The 24,560-nt window shown below is 71.1% G+C and carries 24 protein-coding genes; 11 read left to right on the forward strand and 13 right to left on the reverse strand.

The features are described from left to right. Positions 1 to 14: 14 nt before the first annotated feature. Together M8H82_RS09235 and M8H82_RS09240 are read right to left on the reverse strand one after the other, a co-directional pair. Positions 15 to 203, reverse strand: coding sequence for a DUF397 domain-containing protein (locus M8H82_RS09235; RefSeq protein WP_250072011.1), 189 nt, complete (start codon positions 201 to 203; stop codon positions 15 to 17). Beyond that, positions 200 to 1,012, reverse strand: a complete 813-nt coding sequence (locus M8H82_RS09240; RefSeq protein WP_250072012.1) for a helix-turn-helix transcriptional regulator — start codon at positions 1,010 to 1,012, stop codon at positions 200 to 202. The genes M8H82_RS09235 and M8H82_RS09240 overlap by 4 nt, the downstream gene beginning before the upstream one ends. Before the next feature lie 325 nt (positions 1,013 to 1,337). Here M8H82_RS09240 and M8H82_RS09245 point away from each other — a divergent pair, with 325 nt between their 5' ends. The 3 genes from M8H82_RS09245 (at position 1,338) to M8H82_RS09255 (ending at position 3,856) form a co-directional block, all read left to right on the forward strand. Further along, complete coding sequence (locus M8H82_RS09245; RefSeq protein ID WP_250072013.1) at positions 1,338 to 2,096, forward strand: helix-turn-helix domain-containing protein; 759 nt, start codon at positions 1,338 to 1,340, stop codon at positions 2,094 to 2,096. A gap of 101 nt (positions 2,097 to 2,197) precedes the next feature. Then, positions 2,198 to 2,545: a DUF6247 family protein gene (locus M8H82_RS09250; protein ID WP_250072014.1), complete on the forward strand. Its 348-nt coding sequence runs from the start codon at positions 2,198 to 2,200 to the stop codon at positions 2,543 to 2,545. Between the two features lie 195 nt (positions 2,546 to 2,740). Then, entirely contained in the window at positions 2,741 to 3,856 is a 1,116-nt protein-coding gene (locus M8H82_RS09255; protein WP_250072015.1) for an ADP-ribosylglycohydrolase family protein, read from the forward strand. On the opposite strand, the gene M8H82_RS09260 is transcribed toward M8H82_RS09255, so the two are convergent. Both M8H82_RS09260 and M8H82_RS09265 read right to left on the reverse strand, forming a co-directional pair. Further along, positions 3,841 to 5,409 carry a sodium:solute symporter family protein gene (locus tag M8H82_RS09260; RefSeq protein ID WP_250072016.1) on the reverse strand — a complete coding sequence of 523 codons (1,569 nt, stop codon included), beginning with the start codon at positions 5,407 to 5,409 and terminating at the stop codon, positions 3,841 to 3,843. The genes M8H82_RS09255 and M8H82_RS09260 overlap by 16 nt on opposite strands. Before the next feature lie 126 nt (positions 5,410 to 5,535). Continuing rightward, positions 5,536 to 6,321, reverse strand: coding sequence for an SDR family oxidoreductase (locus M8H82_RS09265; RefSeq protein ID WP_250072017.1), 786 nt, complete (start codon positions 6,319 to 6,321; stop codon positions 5,536 to 5,538). 77 nt (positions 6,322 to 6,398) lie between these two features. On the opposite strand from M8H82_RS09265, the gene M8H82_RS09270 reads away from it, so the two are divergent. Then, positions 6,399 to 7,238: a hypothetical protein gene (locus M8H82_RS09270; RefSeq protein WP_250072018.1), complete on the forward strand. Its 840-nt coding sequence runs from the start codon at positions 6,399 to 6,401 to the stop codon at positions 7,236 to 7,238. A gap of 28 nt (positions 7,239 to 7,266) precedes the next feature. Here M8H82_RS09270 and M8H82_RS09275 read toward each other — a convergent pair whose 3' ends face one another. Together M8H82_RS09275 and M8H82_RS09280 are read right to left on the reverse strand one after the other, a co-directional pair. After that, positions 7,267 to 9,111 (reverse strand): MFS transporter, encoded by a 1,845-nt coding sequence (locus M8H82_RS09275; protein WP_250072055.1) that lies wholly within the window; start codon positions 9,109 to 9,111, stop codon positions 7,267 to 7,269. Between the two features lie 197 nt (positions 9,112 to 9,308). Next, on the reverse strand, positions 9,309 to 11,834 hold the full coding sequence (locus tag M8H82_RS09280; protein ID WP_250072019.1) for a D-alanyl-D-alanine carboxypeptidase: 2,526 nt from the start codon (positions 11,832 to 11,834) through the stop codon (positions 9,309 to 9,311). Positions 11,835 to 12,052: 218 nt separating this feature from the next. Here M8H82_RS09280 and M8H82_RS09285 point away from each other — a divergent pair, with 218 nt between their 5' ends. The 3 genes from M8H82_RS09285 (at position 12,053) to M8H82_RS09295 (ending at position 14,402) form a co-directional block, all read left to right on the forward strand. Then, positions 12,053 to 12,808 (forward strand): GPP34 family phosphoprotein, encoded by a 756-nt coding sequence (locus tag M8H82_RS09285; RefSeq protein WP_250072020.1) that lies wholly within the window; start codon positions 12,053 to 12,055, stop codon positions 12,806 to 12,808. 327 nt (positions 12,809 to 13,135) lie between these two features. Further along, complete coding sequence (locus M8H82_RS09290; protein WP_250072021.1) at positions 13,136 to 13,993, forward strand: helix-turn-helix transcriptional regulator; 858 nt, start codon at positions 13,136 to 13,138, stop codon at positions 13,991 to 13,993. Between the two features lie 217 nt (positions 13,994 to 14,210). Continuing rightward, entirely contained in the window at positions 14,211 to 14,402 is a 192-nt protein-coding gene (locus tag M8H82_RS09295) for a DUF397 domain-containing protein (RefSeq protein WP_250072022.1), read from the forward strand. 148 nt (positions 14,403 to 14,550) lie between these two features. Here the strand turns inward: M8H82_RS09295 and M8H82_RS09300 are convergent, their stop codons facing one another. The 3 genes from M8H82_RS09300 to M8H82_RS09310 all read right to left on the reverse strand — a co-directional run bounded on the left by M8H82_RS09300 (position 14,551) and on the right by M8H82_RS09310 (position 17,654). After that, positions 14,551 to 15,420, reverse strand: a complete 870-nt coding sequence (locus M8H82_RS09300; protein WP_250072023.1) for a MerR family transcriptional regulator — start codon at positions 15,418 to 15,420, stop codon at positions 14,551 to 14,553. A 62-nt stretch (positions 15,421 to 15,482) separates the two neighbouring features. Continuing rightward, positions 15,483 to 15,992, reverse strand: coding sequence for a glutathione peroxidase (locus M8H82_RS09305; RefSeq protein WP_250072024.1), 510 nt, complete (start codon positions 15,990 to 15,992; stop codon positions 15,483 to 15,485). Positions 15,993 to 16,655: 663 nt separating this feature from the next. Next, entirely contained in the window at positions 16,656 to 17,654 is a 999-nt protein-coding gene (locus M8H82_RS09310) for an ArsR family transcriptional regulator (protein WP_250072025.1), read from the reverse strand. Between the two features lie 95 nt (positions 17,655 to 17,749). Between M8H82_RS09310 and M8H82_RS09315 the strand changes: the two genes are divergently transcribed. Both M8H82_RS09315 and M8H82_RS09320 read left to right on the forward strand, forming a co-directional pair. Next, the gene (locus M8H82_RS09315) at positions 17,750 to 18,946 is read left to right on the forward strand and encodes an MFS transporter (protein WP_250072026.1); all 1,197 of its coding nucleotides are present in this window, start codon (positions 17,750 to 17,752) and stop codon (positions 18,944 to 18,946) included. Between the two features lie 88 nt (positions 18,947 to 19,034). After that, a complete protein-coding gene (locus M8H82_RS09320) occupies positions 19,035 to 20,681 on the forward strand; it encodes a cellulase family glycosylhydrolase (protein WP_250072027.1) in 1,647 nt (548 codons plus the stop codon). Between the two features lie 100 nt (positions 20,682 to 20,781). Here M8H82_RS09320 and M8H82_RS09325 read toward each other — a convergent pair whose 3' ends face one another. Continuing rightward, complete coding sequence (locus tag M8H82_RS09325) at positions 20,782 to 21,621, reverse strand: helix-turn-helix domain-containing protein (RefSeq protein ID WP_250072028.1); 840 nt, start codon at positions 21,619 to 21,621, stop codon at positions 20,782 to 20,784. A gap of 112 nt (positions 21,622 to 21,733) precedes the next feature. Between M8H82_RS09325 and M8H82_RS09330 the strand changes: the two genes are divergently transcribed. After that, on the forward strand, positions 21,734 to 22,330 hold the full coding sequence (locus M8H82_RS09330; protein WP_250072029.1) for an NADPH-dependent FMN reductase: 597 nt from the start codon (positions 21,734 to 21,736) through the stop codon (positions 22,328 to 22,330). Between the two features lie 19 nt (positions 22,331 to 22,349). Here the strand turns inward: M8H82_RS09330 and M8H82_RS09335 are convergent, their stop codons facing one another. Next, a complete protein-coding gene (locus tag M8H82_RS09335; RefSeq protein WP_250072030.1) occupies positions 22,350 to 22,703 on the reverse strand; it encodes a hypothetical protein in 354 nt (117 codons plus the stop codon). Between the two features lie 304 nt (positions 22,704 to 23,007). Here M8H82_RS09335 and M8H82_RS09340 point away from each other — a divergent pair, with 304 nt between their 5' ends. Beyond that, positions 23,008 to 23,403 (forward strand): DUF5994 family protein, encoded by a 396-nt coding sequence (locus M8H82_RS09340; RefSeq protein WP_250072031.1) that lies wholly within the window; start codon positions 23,008 to 23,010, stop codon positions 23,401 to 23,403. 12 nt (positions 23,404 to 23,415) lie between these two features. Here the strand turns inward: M8H82_RS09340 and M8H82_RS09345 are convergent, their stop codons facing one another. After that, entirely contained in the window at positions 23,416 to 23,667 is a 252-nt protein-coding gene (locus M8H82_RS09345; RefSeq protein WP_250072032.1) for a hypothetical protein, read from the reverse strand. Positions 23,668 to 23,850: 183 nt separating this feature from the next. Further along, complete coding sequence (locus M8H82_RS09350; protein WP_250072033.1) at positions 23,851 to 24,423, reverse strand: DUF4232 domain-containing protein; 573 nt, start codon at positions 24,421 to 24,423, stop codon at positions 23,851 to 23,853. Between the last annotated feature and the right edge of the window lie 137 nt (positions 24,424 to 24,560).

Raw genomic sequence — 24,560 nt, forward strand, 5'->3', positions numbered from 1 at the left:
TCCTCCAGCCCGATTCAGGCGGAGTAGATGTCGACGAACGCCGACCAGGCGTCGCCGGTGAAGGCGAGGCGGGTGCCGTCGGGGTCCTTGGAGTCACGGACGTGGATGGCGGGGGTGGTGGGGGATATGGCTACTTCGACGCAGTCGGGCTCGTCGGCGCCGCTGTAACTGCTCTTGAACCACGGCAGTACCGGGGTGGTCATGTCTCTTCTCCCAGAAGTTTCTCGATGAAGGCCAGTGATTCCCGTGGGGAGAGGGCCTGCGCCCGGATCATTCCATAACGCATCTCCACGACCTGGGCTTCCCGTGGATCAGTGATCACCCGGCCGTACTGTTCTGCCGCCAAGTACCCCAGCGTTTTGCCGTCCCGGAGTTTCAGTACGCGGAACGAACCGGACACGTACGCGTGGTCCGCCCGGACTGTGGGCATCACCTGGATCTTCACATGCCGCAACCTGCCCACCTCCAGCAGGTGTTCGAGCTGTTGCCGTAGCACCATCCTGCCCCCGACCGGCCGCCGGAGCGTGGCCTCTTCCTGGACGAAAGTGAGGAACGGCCGGGGCACTCGCTCGAAAACGACCTTGCGCGCCATGCGTGCGGTGACGCGCCGGTCGATCTCGTCCTCCGTGTACGCGGGCAGCCGTGCCTCGTTCAACGCCTGTGCATACTCCGGAGTCTGGAGCAGACCGTGGATATGAAGGGCGGTGTAGGCGCCCATCTCGACGGCGTCATCCTCCAGCTTCGCCAAGTCCCGCACGTTCTTCGGGTACCGCGCCTCCTCCACGTCCTTCTTCATCGCGGAGACCTTGCCCCCCGCCCCGGTCACCTCATCCGTCCTGTCCAGGAAGTCGGGCTTCGGGATCCGCGTCCCCCGCTCCACGGCGGAGACCATGTCCCCGCCGTACCCGATCGCGTCCCCGAGTTCCGTCTGCTTCAGTCCGGCGGCCTCGCGCCACAACTTGATCTGCCGACCGACCGTCTTGAGTACGGCCTCGGCCTCCTCGTCCTCCACGGCTTCCCCTCCCGACCTGTTGCGGTTCTCGACTTGCCCGGGTCCCGCAGATCCACGACCCGGTTGCCGACGGCGTGACCCTGGAGCGCGGGAACCCACGACCCGGTGGTGCCCGACGCAAAGACCAAAGAACCGGGGAAAGAACCCAACCAGCCCCCACCGCCCCCAGCGATCACCCGCGAGAGTGAATATGCCCAACTCGGTTGGCGTGGCGGGGACTTCATGGTGCAGCCTCAGCCGCAACAACCGCAGACATGCATCGGCCCTCGCCGGGACTGGCATCCCAGTGCGAGGGCCTGATCACCAAGGAAGAAGCCACTTCCCGATGACTGACGAGCAGCCTAGCGCGCCCTCGCGCGCCAAGACCGGCCATTCCCGCACCGGCGTCACCCACGTGAACGAAACCCACCACGACAACTTCACCGTGGTCGGCAACCACCTCGCCCAGCACCCGGACCTGTCCCTGACGGCGATCGGCCTGGCGGTGCACATCCAGTCGCTGCCCGCGGGAGCCCCCATCGGGATCAAGGTGCTGACAGGGAAGTTCCCCGAGGGGGAGATCCGGATCGCCGCCGCGCTGCGGGAGTTGGAGGAACACGGGTACCTGGCACGCATCAAGGAGCGTCTTCAATCGGGCCGATTCGTGACCCGGACGTACTCGTACAACTTGCCGCGGCGTACGACGCTCAGGGCGGCGGCAGCGCCCGAACCGCGCCCGATGGCGGCACCGCGGCCCGCCGCCGACCTCCTCGCCGGCCTACGCGCCCAGGACTCCCGCCTGCTGCTGACCGAACGGGACGTGCACCGCCTCGCCCCGGCCGTAGAGGCCTGGCTGGAACGGGGAGTGCCCGCCACGGCCGTACAACACACCCTGACGTCCGGCCTCCCTCAGGAACCCATCCGCCATCCCGCGGCCTTCCTGGCCAGCCGCCTGACCGCCCTCCTTCCACCGCACCTCCCGACCGCCCCGGAACCTCTCCGCGCGGCCCCACTCCAGACCTGCGACGCCTGCGACCGCGCGTTCCGCTCCCCTCACCCGGGCAGATGCCGCGACTGCCGGTCGACCGAGCGGAGCGTGGCGTAACCATGTCGGAGGCGCGTCGTGTGGTCTGCGCTGTCCCCGCGGCACGGCGGAGTTTCCGCCGGTACGGTACGAGGAGCGAACCACCAGCACCGGAGGTCACCGTGAGTGCTCAGAGCGACGGCCCGTACGGACCGCTGATCCCGATGCCGGAGCTGACCCCCGACGCGCTTCGGAGCGCGGTCGGGAGGATCGCCCCCAGCAGGCTGCCGGCGCTCACCCAGCACCTCTTTGAGGCGACGACCAACGCCCAGCAGGCCCAGAGCCTCGCTCCTCTCCGGGCCTTCGTACATTCCTGGGCCGTGTTCGTCGCGATCGAACGTCACCCGGCGCGTGCCGCGCGACTGCACGAACTTGAGCGCATCGTGGACGCGGGCGAGCAGGACCCGTCCGATGCCGTCGCCGAGATCTGCGCGATCCGGGAGGCGGCCGAGTCCGAGGCCGGGCTGTGACCGCCGCCTGGTCCGCGGGGGTCGCGGATTCATCAGCTTTCTTGCCGTGCCACGCCATGACTGCGTCTACGTCTGCAACGTCACGTGGTACGGGTGAAACCGAACACTCGGGCTCAATAACGGCCACTCACCGCACACTCCGCATACCATTCCGCCCCCTGAACCGACCGTTCCTGGTCGATTACAGTGCTGAACGTGGGTGCGACAGCCGGTGCCGTCTGGGGCCGCTCCGAACAGCAGGACTTCCGCAGCCGGGTGCGCGGCACCCTGCTCGGCGTCGCCGTGGGCGATGCGCTGGGCGCGCCCGTGGACGACATGAGCCTGGCGGAGATCAGGCAGGCGTACGGCACCGAGGGCCTGCTCGACCTGGGGCTCGGGTACGGCCGCCGGGGAGCGGTCACGCACCGCACCCAGCTCACGCTCTTCTCGGTGGACGGGCTGATACGGGCGCAGGTCCGCCGGGACACCGGGGCCTGGCATCCGCCGACGGATCTGCACCGGGCGTACTTGCGGTGGGCGGCCACGCAGCGCGACTGGGGTCCGGACGAGCGGCGCAAGGAAAACGGCTGGCTGGCCCTTGAGGAGTGGCTGTACGCCCGCCGCGACCCCTCCCGGTCGCTGCTGATCGGCTTCGGCGACGAGATGATGGGCACGCTGGAGGCGCCGAAGAACCTGGGTGAGGCGGGGCCGGAGGCGGCGGCGCGGTCGGCGCCGTTCGGGCTCCTGGTCGGCTGGGAGCCCCAACTGGTGGCCCAGCTGGCGATCGAGTGCGCGGCGCAGACGCACGGCCATCCGGTGGGTTACCTCTCGGCGGGCGCGTACGCCGTCATCGTGCATGCCCTGGCCTGCGGCGAGAGCCTGGACGGGGCCGTGCAGCGGGCGCTGGCGCTGCTGGCGGCCCGCCCCGGCCATCAGCCCGTCTCGGACGCGCTCCAGCACGCGCTGGGGGCGGTACGGCAGGGGATCCCGACGCCGGCCAGGGTCGAGGACCTGATGGGGGAGGGGACGGCGGACGGGTTGCTGGCGGTGGCCGTGTACTGCGCCCTGGTCGGCGAGGACGTCCGGCACGGCCTGTGCCTCGCGGTGAACCACGACGGCCCGTCCGGCGCGACCGGTGCCCTGACCGGCGGCCTGCTGGGCGCCCTGCACGGTGAAACGGCCCTCCCCCCGGCCTGGCTGGCCGAGCTGGAGGGCCGCCCCACGATCCTGGAACTGGCCGACGACTTCGCCATGGAGATGACCCAGGGACCGGCCCTGCACGGACCGGCGGGGTCGTCCCCGGGCTGGCTCGCCCGCTATCCGCGCGGCTGAGCCACCTCGTCCAGAGGGCCGGCCGGAGCCGGGACCGCCGCGGCGGCCGACCCGTCGTCGTCCGAGTTCACCTTGTCGATGATCGCCATCCGCTCCGGGGTGTCCTCCGGCTTGATGAAGCCGATCAGGATGTACAGCACCAGCGACACGGCGAGCGGGATGGACACCTGGTACTGCAGCGGCACCCCACCCTCCACGTTCCAGTTGATCGGGTAGTTCACCAGCCAGAACGCCAGCAGACCCATCGACCAGCTGGTCAGCGCCGCCGTCGGCCCGGAGCGGCGGAACGGCCGCAGCAGGCCGAGCATCATCGGAATCGCCATCGGGCCCATCAGGCCGGCCACCCACTTGATGACCACCGTGATGATGTCCCCGAACGTGGGCGAGTTGACCTGGGTCGCCGCCGCCATGGACAGGCCCAGGAAGACCACGGTCGCGACCCGGGCCACCCGCAGGCCCTGCCCCTCGCTCCAGCTGCGCGCCCGGCGCCAGATCACCGGGGCGCAGTCCCGGGTGAACACCGCCGCGATGGCGTTGGCGTCGGAGGAGCACATCGCCATGGTGTGGGAGAAGAAGCCGACGATGACCAGGCCCAGCAGGCCGTGCGGCAGGAGCTGTTCGGTCATCAGGCCGTAGGAGTCCGAGCCGTCCGGCTTCTGCGACTCCACCAGCAGCGGCGACATCCACATCGGGAAGAACAGCACCAGCGGCCAGACCAGCCACAGGATCGCGGACAGCCGTGCCGACCGCTCCGCCTCCCGTGCGTTGCGCGTCGCCATGTACCGCTGCGCCTGGTTGAGCATGCCGCCGTTGTACTCGAACAGCTTGATGAAGAGGAAGGCCAGCAGGAAGACGGTGCCGTACGGCCCCACCAGCGGCTCACCGTGGCCCTGGAGCTCCGGCTCGTCCCAGGCGCCGAAGAAGCCGATGCCCTTGTCGTTCAGTTCCATGACCACGGCCACGAACATCGCGACACCGGCCAGGAGTTGGATGACGAACTGGCCCAACTCCGTCAGCGCGTCCGCCCACAGCCCGCCGATCGTGCAGTACACGGCCGTGATGGAACCCGTGATCAGGATTCCCTCGTTCAGTGATATCCCGGTGAACACCGACAGCAGGGTGGCGATCGCCGCCCACTTCGCGCCCACGTCCACGATCTTCAGCAGCATGCCGGACCACGCCAGCGCCTGCTGGGTCTTCAGGTCGTACCGGTTCTTCAGATACTCCAGCGGAGAGGCCACGTGGAGCCGTGAGCGCAGCCGGTTGATGCGCGGCGCGAACAGCTTCGACCCGATGGCGATGCCCAGGGCGATCGGGAAGGACCAGGTGACGAAGGACGTGACTCCGTAGGTGTAGGCGATGCCCGCGTAGCCCGTGAACATCACCGCGCTGTAGCCCGACATATGGTGCGAGATGCCGGAGAGCCACCACGGCATCTTCCCCCCGGCCGTGAAGAAGTCGCTCACGTTGTCCACGCGCTTGTGCGACCAGATGCCGATCGCCACCATCACGCCGAAGTAGCCGATGAGCACGGCCCAGTCGAGACCGTTCATGTGCGCCCTCCCAGGGTTCAGCCCGGCGCTCATCGTGGGCGCTGGCGCGTGAACACGACAAGCAGGCGGAAGGTCAAAGGGAGGTAAAAGTATTCGGCATGGTGGTTCTGATTCAGATACATGAACTCATCGCATCAGCTCCCCTGCGTTGACCAGCAACGACTGTCCGGTGATCGCGCGGGCGCGGTCCGACACCAGGAACACCGCCGCGTCCGCCACATCCCCGTCCGTGGCCAGCTCGGGCAGCGCCATCCGATCCGTCAGCCGCTTCAGCACGGCGGCCTCCGGCACCCCTTCGGACTGCGCCGCGAACCGGACGTACGCCTGCACCGGCGGCCCCCACATCCACCCCGGCAGCACGGTGTTGACCCGGATCCGGTACGGCCCGAGCTCCCGGGCCAGCGAGTACATCGCGCTGGTCAGCGCCCCCTTGGACGCGGCGTACGCGGCCTGCCGCACCTGCGAGGGCGCGGCCACCGCCGACTGGGTCCCGATGAAGACCACCGAGCCGCCCTCCTCCTTGAGCGCTGGCAGGCAGGCGCGGGTCATCCGCAGGGAACCGAGCAGGTTCACGTCGAGCACCGCCTGCCAGGTGGCGAAGTCCGCGTCCTCCAGGCCCCCGAAGTGGCTGTCCCAGGCGGCCACATGGACGACCGCGTCGATCCGCCCGAACCGCTCCCGCGCGAGCGCCGCCAGCGCCTCGCACTGCGCCTCGTCGGTGATGTCCGTCGTCCGGTACGCCGTGTGCGCCGCGTCCGGATCGATCCCGGCCGCGCACTTGGCGAGGTTGGCCTCCGTCCGCGCTCCGAGTACGGCGTTCCCCCCGTCGCGCATCACCGCCGCGGCGACCTGGTGACCGAGGCCGGGACCGACTCCCGAGACGACGACGGTCCTTCCGGAGAGCAGTGGCATCGGCGGCCTCCCTGGCTCTGGCGCAATATCTGACGGGGCGTCAGAGTATGGGCGAGGCGCCGAGGAAGGGGAAGGGCATGGGCGAGGAGACCCGCAGCGAGACATACGCCGAACTGGCCGCCGTAGGACCCTACGGAGTCCGGCCCGGCCACGCGCTCATCACCCTGGTCGAACCGCACCCGGGCCACGAGTACGCCTACAACCGCTGGTACGAGGACGACCACTACTACGCCGGCGCCATGGCCATGCCCTGGATGTACGCGGGCCGCCGCTGGGTCGCCACCCGGGACCTGCAACTCCTGCGCGTGCCCGAGAAGTCGGCCGTCGCCCGGCCCGTCACCGCCGGCTGCTACCTCTCGACGTACTGGATCACGGCAGGGCGCTACGACGACCACATGAAGTGGACCGTCGCCATCAACAAGCGCCTGAACCGCGACGCCCGCGTCTACCAGGACCGCACCCACGTCTTCACCGCCTTCCAGGACCACGAGGCGACCGTGTACCGGGACGGGGCCGCGGGCCCCCGCGACCTGCACGCGCTGGACCACCCCTACGCGGGCCTGGTGCTGGAGGTGATCGACGCCGAGTCGCCCGAGCGGCGCGCGGAGCTGCTGGAGTGGCTGCGCTCCCGCCACCTGCCGAGGCGCCTCGCGGGCTCCCCGGCGGCCATGGTGACGGTCTTCCGGCCCACGCCGCTGCCTGGCGACCGGATGACCTACGTCAAGCAGGTCGAGGGCGTGGACACCCGGCTGACGCTGCTGTGGTTCCTGGAGGCGGAGCCCCGGGAGTGCTGGGAGCCGTGGTTCACGGGCATCGACACCCAGGTCGCCGAGTCGCGCCTGGGCACGCTGGAACTGCTCGCGCCGTTCGTGCCGACGGTCCCGGGCACCGACCGGTACGTGGACCGGCTGCGCTGAAGGGGACGGGGGCGGGGGCGGGGGCGGGCTACTTCAGTTCGTCGGGACACGGCGTGCCCCGCGGCACGTCGTAGGGCGCCGCCAGCCGGTACGTGCCCGCCTTCGGGGCCACCAGCATCGTCCACTTGTCCCCGAGCGCGTCCTCCTCGGTCTCCATCAGGCAGCCGTGGACGTTGTCGTACGCCTTCGGCTCGCCGTCGGGACGGTCCTCGGAGGCATCCGTCTCCTCGGGCGGGTCGAGCTTCCTGCCCTCGGCGTCGACGATGCTCAGCCACGGCGAGTACGGGATCCGGATCAGCACCCGCCCCGGCTTGCTCACCCGCATCGTCCACTCGCCCTGCTCGGCCCGCTCCACCACCGTGTTCGGCTCGGCCAGCGGCGCCGGGTCGAGCACCCGGAACAGCTGCCAGTTCGCGTCGCCCCACACCTGCTTCAGATACGGCATCCCGCGCTGCACCAGCTGCCGCTCCCGCTCCCCGCCGTCCCCGTCCGGCTCGTCCTTCGGCAGCACGACGTAGTGCACGGCCCACCGCTTGAGCCACTCCAGATAGTTGGCCGAGTTCAGGGTGTCGTCGTAGAAGAGCGGGTTGCGCTCCATGTCGGCCTGGCGGTTCCAGCCACGGGCGAGGTTGACGTACGGCGCGAGCGCGGAGGCCTCACGGTGCGAGCGGGCCGGTACGACCTCCACCCGGCCCTTCTCGGCGCCGACCTCCTGCAGCTCGTTGACGAGGGGGGCCAGCTCGCGGGCCCAGGAGGCGGCGGGCGTGGTGTGCACGATGTCGACGACCGACTTCACACCGATCCACACGTTGAACCCGACGACCGACAGGACGATCGCGTACCACTTGCGCGAGCGCGGCACCGTGAACGGCAGCGCCGCCACCAGCGCGACCCCCGCGAACAGCATCGACAGCCGGGTGATGTTGGAGCCGATCTGCGAGCTGATCAGCCACACCAGGACCACCGACAGCGCGTAGACCGCCGAGGTCAGCCGGACCGTCGTCCACTCCTTGGGGACGAGCAGCAGGGCCAGAACCGCGGAGACGAACGGCAGCAGCACCGAGAACACGTTCATCGGCTGCGTCCCGGAGAACGGGAACAGCCACGCCGACACCGCCACCACCGCGGCCGGCGCGAGCCCCAGGGCCCAGGCCCCCGGCCGCCGCTTCTGCAGGAACAGGGCCACCGCGACCAGCCCCACGAAGAGACCGGCCACCGGCGAGGCCATCGTCGCGAGGGCGGCCAGCGGGGCCGCGCACAGCGCCTTCGCCCAGCGCTTGTAGCGCCAGCGGTACGGCCAGCAGAACACCACCGCCACCGCGCCGAGCGCGAACATCATGCCGAGCCCGAAGGTGACCCGCCCCGAGGCCGCGTTGCACAGCAGCGCGAACACCCCGGCCAGCGCCGCCCACAGCGGATTGCGCACGGACCGGCTGCGGATGAGGACGAGCGTGAGCAGCCCGGCGGACACGGTCCCGGCGATCATCATCGTCGTACGGACGCCGAGCACCGACATCAGATACGGCGAGACCACGCTGTAGGACACCGGGTGCATGCCGCCGTACCAGGCGAGGTTGTACGCGGAGTCAGGGTGGCGGCCGACGAACTCGGCCCAGGCGTCCTGGGCCGCGAGGTCGCCGCCGCTGTTGGCGAAGGTGAAGAACCAGACGATGTGCAGGACGCCGGCCAGGGCGGTGACGGACAGGACCGGGTGCCGCAGCAGGCGCTCACGCACGGTGAGGAAGGCGGCCATTATCGAGGAGGGAGGGTCCTCCTGGCGGTCCTGCGGGGAAGCTGCGGGTACGCGTATTCGCGGGCCGGCTTCCGGGCCCGGATCGGCGTCGTCGGCGTGTTTCGGCTCGGCGGTGGCCACCGTCAAGGCACTCCCGTGGTGTCCTGGCTGCTGTTCTGGCCGCTTCCCGTTTCCCGCGTGTTGTCGGCCCTGTCCCTGAGGGTTCCCCGGTCGCGCCGTGTGAACGACGACCTGACCCGATTCGTGACGCTAGCACGCAGCCCGCCGGGCGTCCCCCGGGGTGGGGGGCGGCCCGACGGGCTGCGCTGACCGGCGGATCAGCCGATGCGGGTCAGCCGGTCCGTGAAGGCCGGCTCCGCGAGGTCCGTCTTGAGTGCCACCGGCACCTGGACCGCGCCCGCGGTTCCGCCGTCGCCCACGGTCAGCATGCCGACCTTGGTGCCCGCCTTCGCCTCGTGCGGTACGGCGTCGGCCTTGAAGTCCAGCTCCACCTTCAGGCCCGCCCAACCGGCCGCCTTCACGTCTTTGGTCGCCACGACGGGAGTACGGCCGCCTAGGCCGTCGTCGACGTAACCGACGACGTCGCCCTTCTTCAGCAGCGTCGCCGACTCCAGCGCGCCCTGGGCGGCCCGGATCAGCCGGTCGCCGGAGTCGAGCGCGGCGGCGAGGATGCCGCCGCCCGTGTCCGGCTGGCGCACCACGGCGCCGACGATGGTCCGCATCTCGCCGCCGACGTCCTGCTTCGCGGCGAACACCAGGTTGCCGAGGGCGGAGGTGGTGGTGCCGGTCTTGATGCCGACGACGTTGCTCTTGCCGACGAGCTGGTTCCAGTTGCCGTGGTTCTGGCCCTTGTAGTCGTCGTAGGACATCATCGCGGAGACCTCGCGGAAGGCGGGGAACTCCATCGCGGCCTTGGCGAGCTTGACCTGGTCCACGGCCGTGGAGACCGTCGTGTTGTTCAGGCCCGAGGGGTCCGTGTACGTCGTGTTGGTCATGCCGAGGTCCTCGGCGGCGGCGTTCATCTTCTCGACGAACCCCTTCTCCGACCCGGCGTCCCAGCGGGCCAGCAGACGCGCCACGTTGTTCGCGGACGCGATGAGGATGCTCTCCAGGGCCTCGCGCTGGGTGATGGAGTCACCGGCGAAGACGTCGACGGTGGACTCCTGGCCGGCGTCCGACTGCTCCTCGGCGGCCTGGTCGATCTCGATCTTCGGGCCTTCCGCGCCGCTCTTGAGCGGGTGGTCGCGGAGGATGACGTACGCCGTCATGACCTTGGCGACACTGGCGATCGGGACGGGCTTTTGGTCACCGGAGGAGCCGAACGAGCCGATGCCCTGCACGTCGAGCGCGGCCTGTCCGTCGGCGGGCCAGGGGATCTCGACCCGGGAGCCGTCGAAGGTGTACGTCGACTCCGCGGTGAGGTCCAGGGTGGGGGTCGGGAGCGGACGTACGGCCTGCACGATCGCGAACACGACGATCAGCAGCAGGACGAGGGGGGTCCAGATCTTGACCCGCCTGACCAGAGTGCGGACAGGGGTCTCCGGCGGCGGCGGAGTGTTCGTCAGCTCGGCGAGCAGGTCCAGCGGGGGCTTGGGCGGCAGCGGCTGCTGCGTGGTGCGCTCGGGCCCGACCTGCGGAACGGCGGTCGTCACCTCCGACTTCGCCGGGAGGTCCGGCTTGAGGGCGACGAACTTGCCGGTCGGCTGATCGACGGCGGGCCGGGGCCGGGGCTGGGGCTGCACGGCACGGAAGGCAGTGGTGGCCTGATCCACGCCGGCGGCGGCGCCGCCCTTCCCGGTGTCGGGTTGTGCGGGCTTGCCTGCGGCGGCGTCCTGTTTCCCACCCGCACCACCCGTGCGGCTCTCGTCGTCGCCTGCGGGTGGCCCTGGCGGGGCGACCTCGCCGTCGGCGGCTGCGGCTGCGGCGGTGTCCCGAGGGTCGGCCTTCCCGGCGACGGAAGCGTCCTCGGCTTCGGGGGCCGCGGGGGTGTCCTGAGGGTCGCTCTTCCCGGCGACGGGGGAGTCCTCGGCGCCGGGGGCCGCGGGGGTGTCCCGAGGGTCGGCCTTCCCGGCAACGGGAGCGTCCTCGGTGTCGGACTGGGCGTCGGCCGGCTGCTGCTCGGCGTCGGGGGTGGGCTTCGCGTCAGCGGGGGCGTCCTCGGGGCCATCAGGCTCGGCGTCCGGCTCCGCGCCGGGCTTGGCGTCGGTGGCCGTCTTCGCGTCCGTCCCCGGCTCGGGGGCAGGGGTGCTGCTCTCGGAGTCCGTGGACGCCTCCGGGGCGTCCTCCTCGGTGGCCGCAGGCGCGTCCCGTTCCGGGGTGTCGTCCTCCGGGGCCGCCTCGGCGCTGCCGCTCTTCGGCTGAGCCTCAGGCGTCTTGCTAGCGGCTTGCGCCGCCTCCTCGGCCTCGCCGTCGGCGTCCGTCGCGGCTTCGCCGCTCTCCTCGGCCGTACCGGCCGTCTCCTGTGCCGCGTCCGGCGCCTCGGCGCTTGCCCCGGCCGTACCAGGCGCCTCCGTCGGCTCCTCGGTCGTACCCGGCGCCTCCGCCGTACCCTTTGCCCCCGCCGGGCCCTCCGTGTCCGTGGCGACCCATGCCGCGACCGCGGCGCGCAGGCGGTCGTCGCCGGTCTTGGCGTCGGGGGTCTCCGGATCCGGCGCGGACTTCCTGGCGTTCGCCAGTTCGCGGGCCGACAGGACCCGGGTCGCCGTGTCCACGGCCGCGCGGGCCATGGCGAGACGGGGGTCGGTGGATTCGTTCCGCGCCTCCGGAACCGGACCCGCGCTCCCCGACGTCGGTTCTTCCGACGACTCGCGCTGCTTCGAACTGTCGGGGGACTCGCCCGCCACCGATGCCTCCTAAACCGTGCTCCGTCTGAACCGCCGCCGCCCGGGACACCGCTCCGCAGCGCTGTCCGAACCATGTACCAGTGTCCTGTGTGCGGGCTTGACCGACGCGTTAGACGAGAACGACATACCTACTGGTTCCCTTACAAACAGGTCACGCACCCTCGACAGACCAATGTGAGAGGGGTCACCCTGTCATTCATCCACGCGGGGAGGCATGGATGGGCAGGAGCCGCAGAACAATTCCGGAGGAGCTTCTGCTGCTGGCACTGGACCCGGCCACGGGTACCACTGCACAGCCGCAGTCGCTCGACCTCGGTCTGGCCGGAGCACAGCTAGTGGAGCTGGCGCTGGCCGGACGGATAGCCCCAGACGGGGATCGTATCGCCGTGGTGGTACCACGGCCGACTGGAGATCCGACTTTGGACTGCGCATTGGAGTTGCTGCGAAGGCGTGGCGCTCCCGTGCGTGCCGTCCACTGGATCGGCGGGCCCCGCCTGGGGCTGCGCCAGACCTACCTCTCGCATCTGGAACGGTGCGGCATGGTGCATGCCGTGGCGGGACAGATGTGCGGGGTACTGCCGACGACTCGCTACCAGGCGAGCGACAACGAGATCAGCCGGGAGATCAGATCCCGGCTGGACTCCGCGATCCGCACCGGCGTACCGCCGGACCCGCGGACCGCGGCGCTCGCCGCACTGGCGCACGCGGTCGGACTCGGCAAGCACCTGTATCCGGGCAACGAGGGCCGTTCCTCTCGCTCCCGGCTGCGGGACCTGATCAGACACGACCCCATGGGCGGTCTCGTCGCGCACGCCGTGATGGACGTCCAGAACGGCGTGGCGGCCCAGCCGCGCCGCAGCCCGGCACCGGTAGGCCGTCAGCCGGCCGCCGGAGGCAGGGCCGCACCGGAACCCGCCCGCGGTGTTCCGATGCAACCGCGCCGAGGCCCGATGGCGCGTGTCGTGGCGCACTGAGCCGCAGCTCCACGACGTACACCACCGCAGTCCGCACGACCGAGCGCCGCACCGCAGTCCGCCGAGACCCGGTACGGGAGCCGCTGGTCCGCGCGGGGTGGCGGGACCGTATGTGTCCGGACGACGACACGGTCCCGCCGCCCCGCGCGGCCGCATGTGCGGAAGGGAGGCCCCGCCACGCGCGGCCACGCCCGCCCGGTCCCGAACTGGCCTGTACGCAGCGCATATCCACCGTTTCCCAGCGGTAGAAAGCACCTTGGTGGCAATCTGCTCAACAGCAGATACGCAAAGTCGCAAGCAGTACTTGCAGCCGGAGGTGCGCGTCCCGTGGCGTCCAATGTCAATCCCACTGTCAGGCGCCGCCGTCTGGGTCAGGAGTTGCGCCGGCTCCGCGAGCTCAAGGGCATGACGGCCGAAGAGGTGGCCGAGCGGCTGCTGGTCTCCCAGTCGAAGATCAGCCGGCTGGAGAACGGCCGGCGCAGCATCAGCCAGCGCGACGTCCGCGACCTGTGCGGGGTCTACGAGGTCGAGGACGTCCGGATCGTGGACTCCCTGATGCAGATGGCCAAGGACTCCCGCCAGCAGGGCTGGTGGCACTCCTTCGGCGACATCCCGTACAGCGTCTACATCGGCCTGGAGACGGACGCCGCGAGCCTGCGGGTGTACGACCCCCAGGTCGTCCCGGGCCTGTTGCAGACCAAGAGCTACGCCGAGGCGCTGATCTCGGGCGCGCTGCCGGAGGTCGCGCCGACCGACGTCGACAAGCGCGTCCAGGTGCGCCTGCGCCGACAGGAACGTATCTCTGCCCCGGAGAACCCGCTCCGCCTGTGGGCCGTCCTGGACGAGGCGGCGCTGCGCCGCGAGGTGGGCAGCCGGCACGTGATGATCGAGCAGCTGGAGCACCTCATCGAGATGTCCCGGCTGCCCCATGTCACCGTGCAGCTGATCCCGTTCACCATGGGCGCCCACCCGGGCGTCAGCGGCCAGTACGCGATCCTGGAGTTCCCGGACGCCGCCGACTCCAGCGTGGTCTACATCGAGGGCGTGACCAGCGACCTCTATCTGGAGAAGGCGCAGGACGTGCAGAAGTACAGCGTGATGTACGAGCACTTGCGCGCCCAGGCGCTGAACGCCGACCAGAGCCGGGAGTTCATCGCGAACGCGGCCAAGGACTACGCCCGCTGATCTGCGGCGCCGGAAGATACACCTTCGGCCAGTCCCGGCGGAAGTCCCCACTGGAATATGCCATCCAGTCGAGTGAATAGTCGCTCCGCACATCGATGTTGGCGAGTAGCGTCGATCACGCCACCGAACAACACCGTTGGCGAAAACGTGCCGTGCGGACTTCGAGACGACCGTCCGGCACGCGGACAGCACTCAGCAACTGGTTACCGGAGCGAACATGGCAATCAAGCAGGGCGTCACCGACACGTGGGTCAAGTCCTCGTACTCGCAGGGCAACGGCGCCTGCGTCGAGATCAAGTCCCCGGTCCTGTCGGCAATGGCCGTCCGGGACTCGAAGGTCACCGAGGGTCCCGTCCTGGCGTTTCCCGCGACCGCGTGGAACGCCTTCGTGGCCTCGGTCAAGGCGTAGGGGAGGCTGCTTCCCTGAGCCTCGACCGACGACGAACGACAACTGCACAAGCATCACCCAAGAGCCCTCTCGACGAGCCCGCCGTCCTTGCCGAGGGGGCTCGGCTTGTGCCCGGCAGCCGCACACCGCACCTGCCGGGCACGGCCGTTCACCTCACCGGGAAGGCGACATCGCACACCGGGTCCCCGGCGCCCGCCGCGTCCCAGTCCGCGAAGTACACCTCGCGGCAGGGGCCCGCCTGCGACAGCTCCTGCTTCTGGATCCACTGCTCCACCGCCTCGAAGGCGGCCAGGATCTGCGGATGGGCCACCTGCGCCTTGCTGATCCGGGTGTACGCCAGCCGCCGGGCCGGTTCCACCCGCACCGTCGCTCCATGCGTACGGCCCTGCCGCTCGGCCCACGCCCGGGCAGCCGCCCCGTCCGCCACCGGCACGCACGACTCGGCCGGTCCGTCGCTCTCCATCGACACCTCGGCGTGGTACACGACGAACGGTGCCCCGGTGATGCCGCCGCACTCCGTCGCCGCCTCCATCAGCCGTCCCAGCGACGCCCCGATCCACGCGGGCAGCTCGCCCGCCAGCACGTGCCGGGTCTCGGTGAGCAGCACCTGCTCGGGCACGTCCACCGTCTCGACCACGAAGTTCTCGTACATCTCGGAGTTCCTTCCCGACAGCCGTCCACGGAGGTACTCGGCGAGCGTGCGCTGCCCCGCCACCCGGGCCTCGACGTCCGCCCAGTACGCGCCGAGCCGGTCGGCGGCCTCGGTCCCGTCCGGCGCCTCGACGATCTCCGCGACGCGGGCGAGCGGCATGTCGAGCTGGCGCAGGAGCGCGACCGTGCGGGCGCGTTCGATCTGGCCGACGCGGTAGTAGCGGTAGCCGCTGACCTCGTCGATGTGCGCGGGGGTCAGCAGTCCGAGGCGGTCGTACAGGCGCAGTGCCTTGGCCGAGAGCCGCGCGCGTGCGGCGAACGCGCCGATGGTGAGCAGGTCGTCGTCCACGGCCTCATCCTCCGTCACCGGGCGGCTCTTCCGCCCGGCACGAAGGACGCTCGACCCTGCCCCAGGGGCAAGGTCAACCGCTACTGCCCGAGGGCCCTCTCGACCGCCGCCACAACCTCCGCCGCGTCCGGCTCGGTCTGCGGGGAGAAACGGGCGACGACCTCGCCGTCCCGTCCGATCAGGAACTTCTCGAAGTTCCAGCGGATGTCCCCGCTGTGCCCCTCGGCGTCGGCGAACCCGACGAGCCGCTCGTACAGCGGATGCCGCCCTTCCCCGTTCACCTCGACCTTCTCGGTCATCGGGAAGCTCACGCCGTACGTCGCCGAACAGAACTCGGCGATCTCCGCGGCGCTGCCCGGCTCCTGCCCGAGGAACTGGTTGCAGGGCACCCCGAGCACGGTGAACCCACGCTCCGCGTACTGCTCCTGCAGCCGCTCGAGCCCGGCGTACTGCGGGGTGAGCCCACACTTCGAGGCCACATTCACCACCAGCACAACCTGCCCGCTGTACTGCTTGAGCTTCGCGTCCCCTCCCTGAAGCGCACCGATCTCCACATCGAGAGGAACACCATTACCGCTGTCGACAGTCATACCGCGATGCTAACCGCCCCCCTCCCGGCCCCCCGCACCACCAAAGACAACAGCCACCACCGCGGACGCCCAGCCGAGGACAGCGGCCCGCAGACCGGCGATGCCGTCGGCAGAGGCCGGCCCGCCCACGGCCGCGACCCCCCGCGCGTAGCCCCGTGGCCGCGCAGCCCTGCCCGGGCAGTCGGGGGAAGTGGGCCGAAGCCCGCCGGCCAACGGCCGCCGCCTCGCGCGCGTACCCGTAGCCGCCCGGCCGCGGACAGCGGACACCAGGGCAGCGGTGCCGCTGACGGAGGGCCCGCCCGGCAACGGCCGCCGGCCAGCCGCGCAGCCCCGACGCCGAGAAACCCCGTAGCCGCGTAGCTCGGTAGCCGCGTAGCTCGGTAGCCGCGCAGCCGCGCAGCCGCGCAGCCGCGCAGCCGCGCAGCCCTGCAGCCGGGCAATCGGGGGGAAGTGGGCCGGGTCCCGCCGGCCAACGGCCGCCGCCCCGCGCGCGTACCCCCTGGCCGTGCAGCCCCGTAGCCGCGGGCAGTCGTGCCGCAGGGCGGCACGGGTGGGCGCGGCGGCACCCTGCCAGCGCGGGCAAGCGGGCCCACCGTCCTGCCCAGCCCCGGTACCGGCCGGCCTCACCGCCCGCTTCACCCAGCGGCGGCACCCACAGCGCCGTCAGGGCCGGGGAGCCGGACCCGGCACAGCCCCCGCCCGGGGCCCCGCCTCCACCAACACCTCCCCCGCCGCCGTGCGCACGTACAGCACCGACCGTCCCGCTCGCCGTCGTTCCACCAGCCCCGCGTCCCGCAGCACCCGCAGGTGCCGTCCGACCGAGCCGAGCCCCTGCCCCGTCACCGCGACCAGCTGGCTCGTGCTCATCGGGGCCCCGAGCAGGACCAGGACCCCCGCCCGGGCCGTACCCAGCAGCGCCCCGAGCCCGGCCGGCACGGGACGACGGTCGTGGAGTTCGGCGAGGACACCGGTGCAGGGGTACACCACCGCGTACCGTTCGCGCCCCTCCCACGACACCCACCCCGTCTTCGGCGTCACCGGCACGAAGACCAGTTCCGCCCCCGAGATCTCCCGCGGCGGATACTCTTGCCGGTTCACCTGGAACCTGCTCTCCCCGAGCCACCGCGTCCCCGGCCGCAACGAGTCCAGCACCGCCGCCCAGCCGCTCCGGCTCACCTGCACCGTCCGGGCGACCACATCCGCCTCCAGCACCCGCCGGCGCCGGTCCCAGTCCGGCCGTACGGTCTCCTCCCACACGTAGCGGAGCAGCGCGGCCGCCCGCTCGGGCAGGTCGTCGCGGTCCAGCCCGGCGGGGAGCGGGCCGGCGAGGGAGAGGACGAGATGGTCGCGGGCCTGCTCGGGGCGGGCCGCACGCACCCGGGCGACGCCCTCCTCGAAGCTCTCCCCGTCCCGCGGCGTGGGGGTCAGGAAGTCGGCGATCCAGTCCCGCCCGAGCCCGGCCCGCACCAGCAGTCCGGTCACCGGGTCGGAGGCGAGCAGCGCCCGGTAGCCGGGCAGATGCGCGCGCAGCCAGTTCCGTTCACCGGGATGCGCGCCCACCCCCGCGTGCAGCAGCTTCAGGCACGCGAAGGTCTCCGCGAGCGGCGACAGCACGAACCGGCTGCGCGCGAGCGTGTCCGCGTTGACCTGCCACCAGCCCATGACCCCTCCCCTCCCGTCCCGGTCACCGTCCCCGTGCTTTCGCGCCCGCGCGAAACATTAACGGCCCCTCCGAGCACCGCCCGAGACTCCCGCCCATGCGCAGCAACAGCTACCAAGCCCTCTTCCGCACTCCCGAGTTCACTCCCCTCTTCCTGGCGTCCTCCGCCCAGATCGCGGCCCAGACGGTCGGCGGTCTGGCGCTCGGCACGCTCGTGTACCGCGCGACCGACTCCCCGCTGCTGTCCGCGGTGAGCATGTTCGGCCCGTCGCTCGCCCAGGTGCTGGGCGCCTCCCTCTTCCTCTCCGGCGCCGACCGCCTCCCCCCGAGGGCGACCCTGACCGGCCTCTCGACGGTCTTCGCCGCGGTCTCGGCACTCCTCGCGGTACCGGGCCTGCCGATCTGGGCCGTCTTCGTCATCCTCCTGGCGCAGGGCCTGATTGCGTCCCTCGGCGGGGGAGTCCGCTGGGGCCTGCTGAACGAGATCCTCACCAAGGACGGCTACCTGCCGGGGCGTTCGGTCTTCAACATGATGAACGGGATCATGCAGATCGCCGGATACGCGACGGGCGGAGTACTCGTCGCGGCCCTGTCCCCCCGCCCGGTCCTGTTGCTCTCGGCCGCCCTGTACGCCCTCGCGGCGGCCGGAGTCCGCCTCGGCCTCACCCCGCGGCCCCCGCGCGCCTCGGGCCGCCCGTCGGTCGCGGCGACCTGGCGCACCAACGCCCTGCTGTGGTCCTCCCGCCCCCGCCGCACGGTCCTCCTCGCCCTGTGGATCCCCAACGGCCTGGTGGTCGGCTGCGAATCGCTCTACGTCTCCTACGCCCCCGAATCCGCCGGCACCCTCTTCGCCTGCGCCGCCCTCGGCATGCTGGCCGGCGATGTGGCCGTGGGCCGCCTGATCCCGCCCGCCCGGCGCGCCCGGCTCGGGGTGCCGCTGCTGGTGCTGCTGGCCTCGCCGTACCTCCTGTTCGTGCTCGGCCCGCCCGTGCCGCTCGCGGCGGTCGCCGTGGCGCTGGCGTCGGTCGGGTTCGGGGCGAGCCTGGTCCAGCAGGAGCGGCTGATGGTCCTCACACCGGACGAACTGAGCGGCCACGCCCTGGGATTGCACTCGGCCGGGATGCTGACCTTGCAGGGAGTGAGCGCGACGCTGGCCGGTGCCGGGGCCCAGCTGACCTCGCCCGCGACGGCGATGACGGCGATGGCGGCGGCCTCGCTGGCGGTGACGGGGTGGCTCGCGCGAGGCCTGCGCGCACCGGTGACGGAGGAAAGCGAGGAGCGCGCGCTGTCTTGACGTGTCCCTGGCGGAGTGGATACATGTGTGGGAGCGCTCCCACATTTTCCTTCCGAAGCTTTCCGGTGCTCATTTCTCAGGAGTCGCAGTGAGAACACGCAAGAGCTCGGTGACGGCCAGGCTGCTGACGGCGCTGGCCACCCTGTTGGGTCTGCTGGTCCTGGGCGCGACCCCGTCCGGGGCCGCCGAACCTCAGGAGGTACAGCCGCAGGCCGTGGGCCTGCACATCAGCAACGGCCGCCTCCTGGAGGCGAACGGCAACGACTTCGTGATGCGCGGTGTGAACCACGCTCACACCTGGTACCCCGGCGAGACCCAGTCGCTGGCCGACATCAAGGCGCTGGGCGCCAACAGCGTCCGGGTGGTCCTGTCCAACGGCCACCGCTGGACCCGTAACACGCCCGAGGACGTGGCCGCGGTCATCGCGAGCTGCAAGGCCAACCGCCTGATCTGCGTACTGGAGGTGCATGACACGACCGGCTACGGCGAGGAGGCGGCGGCCGCCACGCTCGACTCGGCGGCGGACTACTGGATCGGCCTGAAGGACGTACTGGCCGGCCAGGAGGACTACGTCATCGTCAACATCGGCAACGAGCCCTGGGGCAACACCAACCCGGCGGGCTGGACGGACCCGACCATCGCCTCGGTGAAGAAGCTGCGGGCGGCCGGCCTGGACCACACGATCATGGTGGACGCGCCGAACTGGGGCCAGGACTGGCAGAACGTGATGCGGACCAACGCCCAGGCGGTGTACGCGGCGGACCCCACCGGCAACCTGATCTTCTCCATCCACATGTACAGCGTGTACGACACCCCGGCGGAGATCACCGACTACCTGAACGCCTTCGTGGCGGCGAAACTGCCCATCCTCATCGGCGAGTTCGGCGGCCCCGCGGACCAGTGGGGCGACCCGGACGAGGACACCATGATGGCCGCGGCGCAGCGGCTGGACCTCGGCTACCTGGCCTGGTCCTGGAGCGGCAACACCGATCCCATCCTGGACCTGGCCATCGGCTTCGACCCGAACCGGCTGAGCTCCTGGGGGCAGCGCATCTTCCACGGCGCGAACGGCATCGCCCAGACGTCCGAGGAGGCCACGATCTTCGGCGGCGGGGGCACCGACACCCAGGCGCCGACCGCCCCCGGCACCCCCACGGCGTCCGCGGTGACCTCGACGTCGGCGACGCTGAACTGGCCGGCGGCGTCTGACAACGTTGGCGTCACGGCGTACGAGATCGTCCGGGTCACGGGGACGACGGAGACGGCCCTCGCTGCCTCGACGACGACCTCGGCGGCCCTCACCGGCCTGTCCCCCAACACGGCGTACACGCTGGCGGTGTACGCGAAGGACGCGGCGGGCAACCGCTCGGCCCGCTCGGCGACGACCACGCTGACGACGACCAGCCCGCCCGCCGGAACCTGCGCGGTCGCCTACCGCGTGGTCAACGAATGGCCGGGCGGCTTCCAGGCGGACCTGACCGTCCGCAACACCGGCACCGCCCCGGTCAACGGCTGGACCCTCGGCTTCTCCTTCCCGGCGGGCCAGACGGTGACCAACATGTGGGGCGGCGTGCCGACCCAGACGGCGGCCGCGGTCCGGGTGGCCCCGGCGTCGTACACCACGACGATCCCGGCATCGGGTTCCGTCACGATCGGTTTCACCGGCACACGGGGCACGACGAACCCGTCCCCGACCGCCTTCACCCTGAACGGCGCGAACTGCACGACGAGTTGACCGGGTAATCCCTCCGGAGGGGCCCGCGGCCGGCGCCGCGGGCCCTGCCGCATGCCGTTGCGAGGCCCTGCCGCAGGCCGTCGTCGGGCCCTGCCGCACGTCAGGAGATGGCCCGCAGCCGACCGCCACCGGGCGGCCGCAGAAGCCCTGCGACAGCCCCGGCCGTGGCCTCGTCGGCCGGCAGGAAGACGATCAACTGCTGGCCGTCCTCCGACAGTTCGAGGATCTCGCGGCGCAGCCGCAGTTCGAGCCCGGACGGGTGGTTCAGGCGCAGCTCGCCACGGCGCGGAACGGTGTGCCGGTTCAGCCGGCGCGTGAAGTCGGGTCCCGCGACGGGGGCGAGCTCCGAGGTGAACCACTCGGAGTTCTCGACGGACGGCGCGAGCCACAGATCGAAGACCTGCTCGTCCGCGACGGCGTCCCAGTCGGCGAAGAACGCCCGGGCGCGGGGGTCGGTGAACAGGTACCGGGTGAGGTTCGGGGCGTCGGAGTCGAGCAGCCCGGTCCCCCTGGTGACCGCCTCGTAGCCGCTGGTACGGGCGAGCAGGTCCCCCAGCCTGTTGGTCACCACGGCGACGCCCGGTTCCAGGAGGCGCAGGGTCTCCAGGACCGTCGCACGGACCTCCCGGCGCGGGGGCGCGGGCCGGCTGTGCGCGGAGCACTCACCGCCGGTGATCTTGGCGAGGTAGCGCAGGTGGTTGCGTTCGGCGGGGTCGAGGCTGAGGGCGTCGGCGAGCGCGTTGACGACCGCGATGGAGGGATTGCGGTCGCGGCCCTGCTCGATACGGGTCAGATACTCGACGCTGATACCGGCCCGGGCAGCGAGATCGAGCCGCCGCAGCCCCGGTGACCGGCGGCGACCGCGCTCGGGCAGCCCCAGCGACGCGGGCTCGATGCTGTCGCGCTTGGCTCGGACGAAGTCCCCCAGTGGTGTGCCCATACCGGGAGCATAGGTCGCCGCCGCCCGCCCGCGGAGGGCTGAGCGTGGCCCTGCGGGGGCCAGCCTGAACACGGCCTGGTTGGGTTCGGCGCGCGCCCTGATGGTGGTGTCCATGGAGACGAACAAGCACAAGCTGGTGGTCATCGTGGGCAGCGTCCGGGACGGACGGTTCGGCCCGGTCGTAGGTTCATGGGTCGCCGAACAAGCCGCGACGCACGGGGGTTTCGATGTCGAGGTCGTCGATCTGGCCGACATCGAGCTCCCGCTGGCCCTGCCGGCGGCCCCGCCGAAGTTCGCGGGCGACGACTATCCCCGTCCGGCCGGGATGGCACCGCTGACGGCGGCGCTGGAGAGCGCGGACGCGTTCATCGTGATCACACCCGAGTACAACCACAGCTACCCGGCCTCGCTGAAGGCGGCCATCGACTGGCACTTCACCCAGTGGACGGCCAAGCCGGTCGCCTTCGTCAGCTACGGCGGAGCGGCGGGCGGCCGCCACGCGGTCCTCCACCTGGAGAACGTCCTGACGGAACTCCACGCGGTGACCGTCCGGGACGGCCTGGCCTTCCCCATGTACTTCACCACCTGGCAGGACGGCCGCCCCCTGGACCCGGAGACCCCCGGCTACGCCAAGACCCTCCTGGACCAGCTGTCCTGGTGGGCCGGGGCCCTGCGCACGGCACGGGAGGCAACCCCCTACCCGGGCTGACCCCTGCCCCCTGCTTCCGCTAGAGCTGGAGCAGCCGCTGGGTGATCTCCCGGTACTGCCGCAGCGCTTGCCGGAGATCGTCGGCCTGCGCCTCGGGGTCCTGCTCCTGCCACCCGGCGCGCAGGACATCTCGCCGTTCCGCGAGGGCGCTCACGAGCTTGGCGGTGGCCTCGTCGTAGGCGCTCTCGGCCTCTTCCAGCGCCTCGCGCGGATCGTCGGCGAAGGTGTTCATGGCGTGCCGGAGGCGCGTGAGGACCTCGTCCCGCTCGGCCGACGGCAGCAGCGGTTCGGGGCCGGTGGTACGCCGCTGGGCGGAGCCCTGGCCCTGGCCCTGCCCCGCGGGCTGCTGGGCGCGTGTCTGGTCGTACATCATCAAGGACTGCTTCCGTTCCGCCCGAAGGCGCCCTCGGTCTGCGCACCGGCCTGTACCCGGCACACGAAGACCCTGTCGACCCTGCCTCGGCACCGCGCTCGCCCGGTGGCGGAGCCCTGGCACCGTCCGGTCAGTCAACGTCCGACGGCACTGCATGTCAACGCGGCAACCCCGCGACCGGTCCGTCTCGTTCGACAGCGGACGAGGGTACGGTGGAGAAGCGAGGGCTCTTCGTGCGCCTCGGACGTCCCATTCGGCGACCACACGCCCTGTTGCCGTTGCACGGCAGTCGACAGGAGCTTTGATGACCACCCCGACGCAGCCCTCGCCGCCCTCCCCTCCCCCTCTCCGGCTGCGCCTGGTTCCCCACGGGGGAGTGCCCCGGCCCATCGACGGAGGGTGGTGGCCCCGTTCGTACGACCTGCTCACCGAACTGCCCCTGCTGCTGGCCGGGTTGCCGCGCGCGTGGGGCCACATCACCAACGTCACCGTCAACGGGTCGGTGTGGTCCCCGGCGCCCGGCCGCATGCTCGTCCACAACCAGGTCGTACGACTGCACCGGACCCAGGCGGCATCGGCCCCCCACACCATCGTCCTGCTCACCCCCGGCCGGGGCCGCTGGGACCTGCTGATCATCCCCCCGGATACGACCGAGGAGGCCGCGGAACCGCTCATGGCGGCGGCCGGCGCCCACACCTGATCCACGCCGCCCCTACTCCGGCCCGCGGTCGTCCTCCCCGGAGCGGCTGCTCTCCAGCCAGGACCGGGCCGGTTCCGCGGGGCGGGTGGTGTCCACGGTGAGCTGGAGGCGGGTCCCTCCCTTGCTGTCCGCGGGATAGCTGCGCTGCTCGGTGGCGGCGAAGCACTGCCGCAGCACCTCCGCGACCCGACGGGCGACCTCGGGGGAGGCCGCGACGATACCTACCTCGGCGTACCCGTCCGGGGGTGTTTCCGTGGACTGCATGGCAACCTCGACATGACGCACTGCTCAGCGGGAAGGATCTTTCACTCTACTCCCGCCCACCCCGCGGGCCCGCACACGTGACCAGCGCGCTTGGGGCCCCGGACCAAGATCGGTCCGGGGCAGGTGTTCAGTAGCCGGGTGAGCGCTCTGGTCGGCCGCTGGGAAGCGGTTCCGATCGGGGTCTCACTTCGACATGATGAAATCCAGGGCGTAACCGGGAGAAGTCGTCCAATAGGTGACCCGCTGACCGTCGTTGGCGTACAGCGTGTCGACGGGCATGGGGACATCGATCGGCTTGCCCGCGCTGCTGCCGGGCTTACGGCCCTGGAGGCTGAGGGTGATGCTCTTCGCCTCGTACTCATCCATGGGGCCGTTGACGAGCAGGGCGGCATAGGCCTCCTCGCCCGGAGCGAGGGTGACGGGCACCCCGGGGTTCGGGTCGCTCTCCTTGATCACAGGGGCTGTGGTGCGACCGGCACCAAGCCGCACGAGAGGGTAGCGGTAGAGGTTGCACTTCTTTCCGCCGGCGTTCTGGACGGTGAGGAGGAGGTGCCTGGCGTCCTTGCTGTCTGCGGGCTCCTTCACGGCGGACACCCCGAGGACCTCCTGGGAGCAGGCGGCGACGGTGCCCTTGTCGTCACTGCCGCCCGCCCGCGGCCCGGTGGCGGAGGCCTGTGCCGACACACCACACCCAAGAGCCAGGACGAGACCCACGGCCACGGCCACACGGTGGGTCGTAAGGGACTTCACGTTCATATGCGTGTTCCTCTTCTGATCGGTATGAGGTCGCGTGCTGGGCTGTCGCGGCCGCACGGTAGGGCGCCCCCTGGAGCGTCCGCCCCCTGCACCGGGGTGCCCGAAGAGAGTGGGTGTCCCAGAGGACGGGTGAGTCG

The sequence above is a fragment of the Streptomyces sp. YS415 genome (genome assembly GCF_023544665.1).
GTDB lineage: Bacteria > Actinomycetota > Actinomycetes > Streptomycetales > Streptomycetaceae > Streptomyces.

Bases quoted from the DNA above. Each gene is read 5' to 3' on its own strand.
- M8H82_RS09235 (WP_250072011.1), bottom strand. From the start codon at position 203: ATGACCACCCCGGTACTGCCGTGGTTCAAGAGCAGTTACAGCGGCGCC.
- M8H82_RS09245 (WP_250072013.1), top strand. From the start codon at position 1,338: ATGACTGACGAGCAGCCTAGCGCGCCCTCGCGCGCCAAGACCGGCCAT.
- M8H82_RS09260 (WP_250072016.1), bottom strand. From the start codon at position 5,409: ATGAACGGTCTCGACTGGGCCGTGCTCATCGGCTACTTCGGCGTGATG.
- M8H82_RS09265 (WP_250072017.1), bottom strand. From the start codon at position 6,321: ATGCCACTGCTCTCCGGAAGGACCGTCGTCGTCTCGGGAGTCGGTCCC.
- M8H82_RS09270 (WP_250072018.1), top strand. From the start codon at position 6,399: ATGGGCGAGGAGACCCGCAGCGAGACATACGCCGAACTGGCCGCCGTA.
- M8H82_RS09285 (WP_250072020.1), top strand. From the start codon at position 12,053: ATGGGCAGGAGCCGCAGAACAATTCCGGAGGAGCTTCTGCTGCTGGCA.
- M8H82_RS09295 (WP_250072022.1), top strand. From the start codon at position 14,211: ATGGCAATCAAGCAGGGCGTCACCGACACGTGGGTCAAGTCCTCGTAC.
- M8H82_RS09305 (WP_250072024.1), bottom strand. From the start codon at position 15,992: ATGACTGTCGACAGCGGTAATGGTGTTCCTCTCGATGTGGAGATCGGT.
- M8H82_RS09310 (WP_250072025.1), bottom strand. From the start codon at position 17,654: ATGGGCTGGTGGCAGGTCAACGCGGACACGCTCGCGCGCAGCCGGTTC.
- M8H82_RS09315 (WP_250072026.1), top strand. From the start codon at position 17,750: ATGCGCAGCAACAGCTACCAAGCCCTCTTCCGCACTCCCGAGTTCACT.
- M8H82_RS09325 (WP_250072028.1), bottom strand. From the start codon at position 21,621: ATGGGCACACCACTGGGGGACTTCGTCCGAGCCAAGCGCGACAGCATC.
- M8H82_RS09330 (WP_250072029.1), top strand. From the start codon at position 21,734: ATGGAGACGAACAAGCACAAGCTGGTGGTCATCGTGGGCAGCGTCCGG.
- M8H82_RS09335 (WP_250072030.1), bottom strand. From the start codon at position 22,703: ATGATGTACGACCAGACACGCGCCCAGCAGCCCGCGGGGCAGGGCCAG.
- M8H82_RS09340 (WP_250072031.1), top strand. From the start codon at position 23,008: ATGACCACCCCGACGCAGCCCTCGCCGCCCTCCCCTCCCCCTCTCCGG.
- M8H82_RS09345 (WP_250072032.1), bottom strand. From the start codon at position 23,667: ATGCAGTCCACGGAAACACCCCCGGACGGGTACGCCGAGGTAGGTATC.
- M8H82_RS09350 (WP_250072033.1), bottom strand. From the start codon at position 24,423: ATGAACGTGAAGTCCCTTACGACCCACCGTGTGGCCGTGGCCGTGGGT.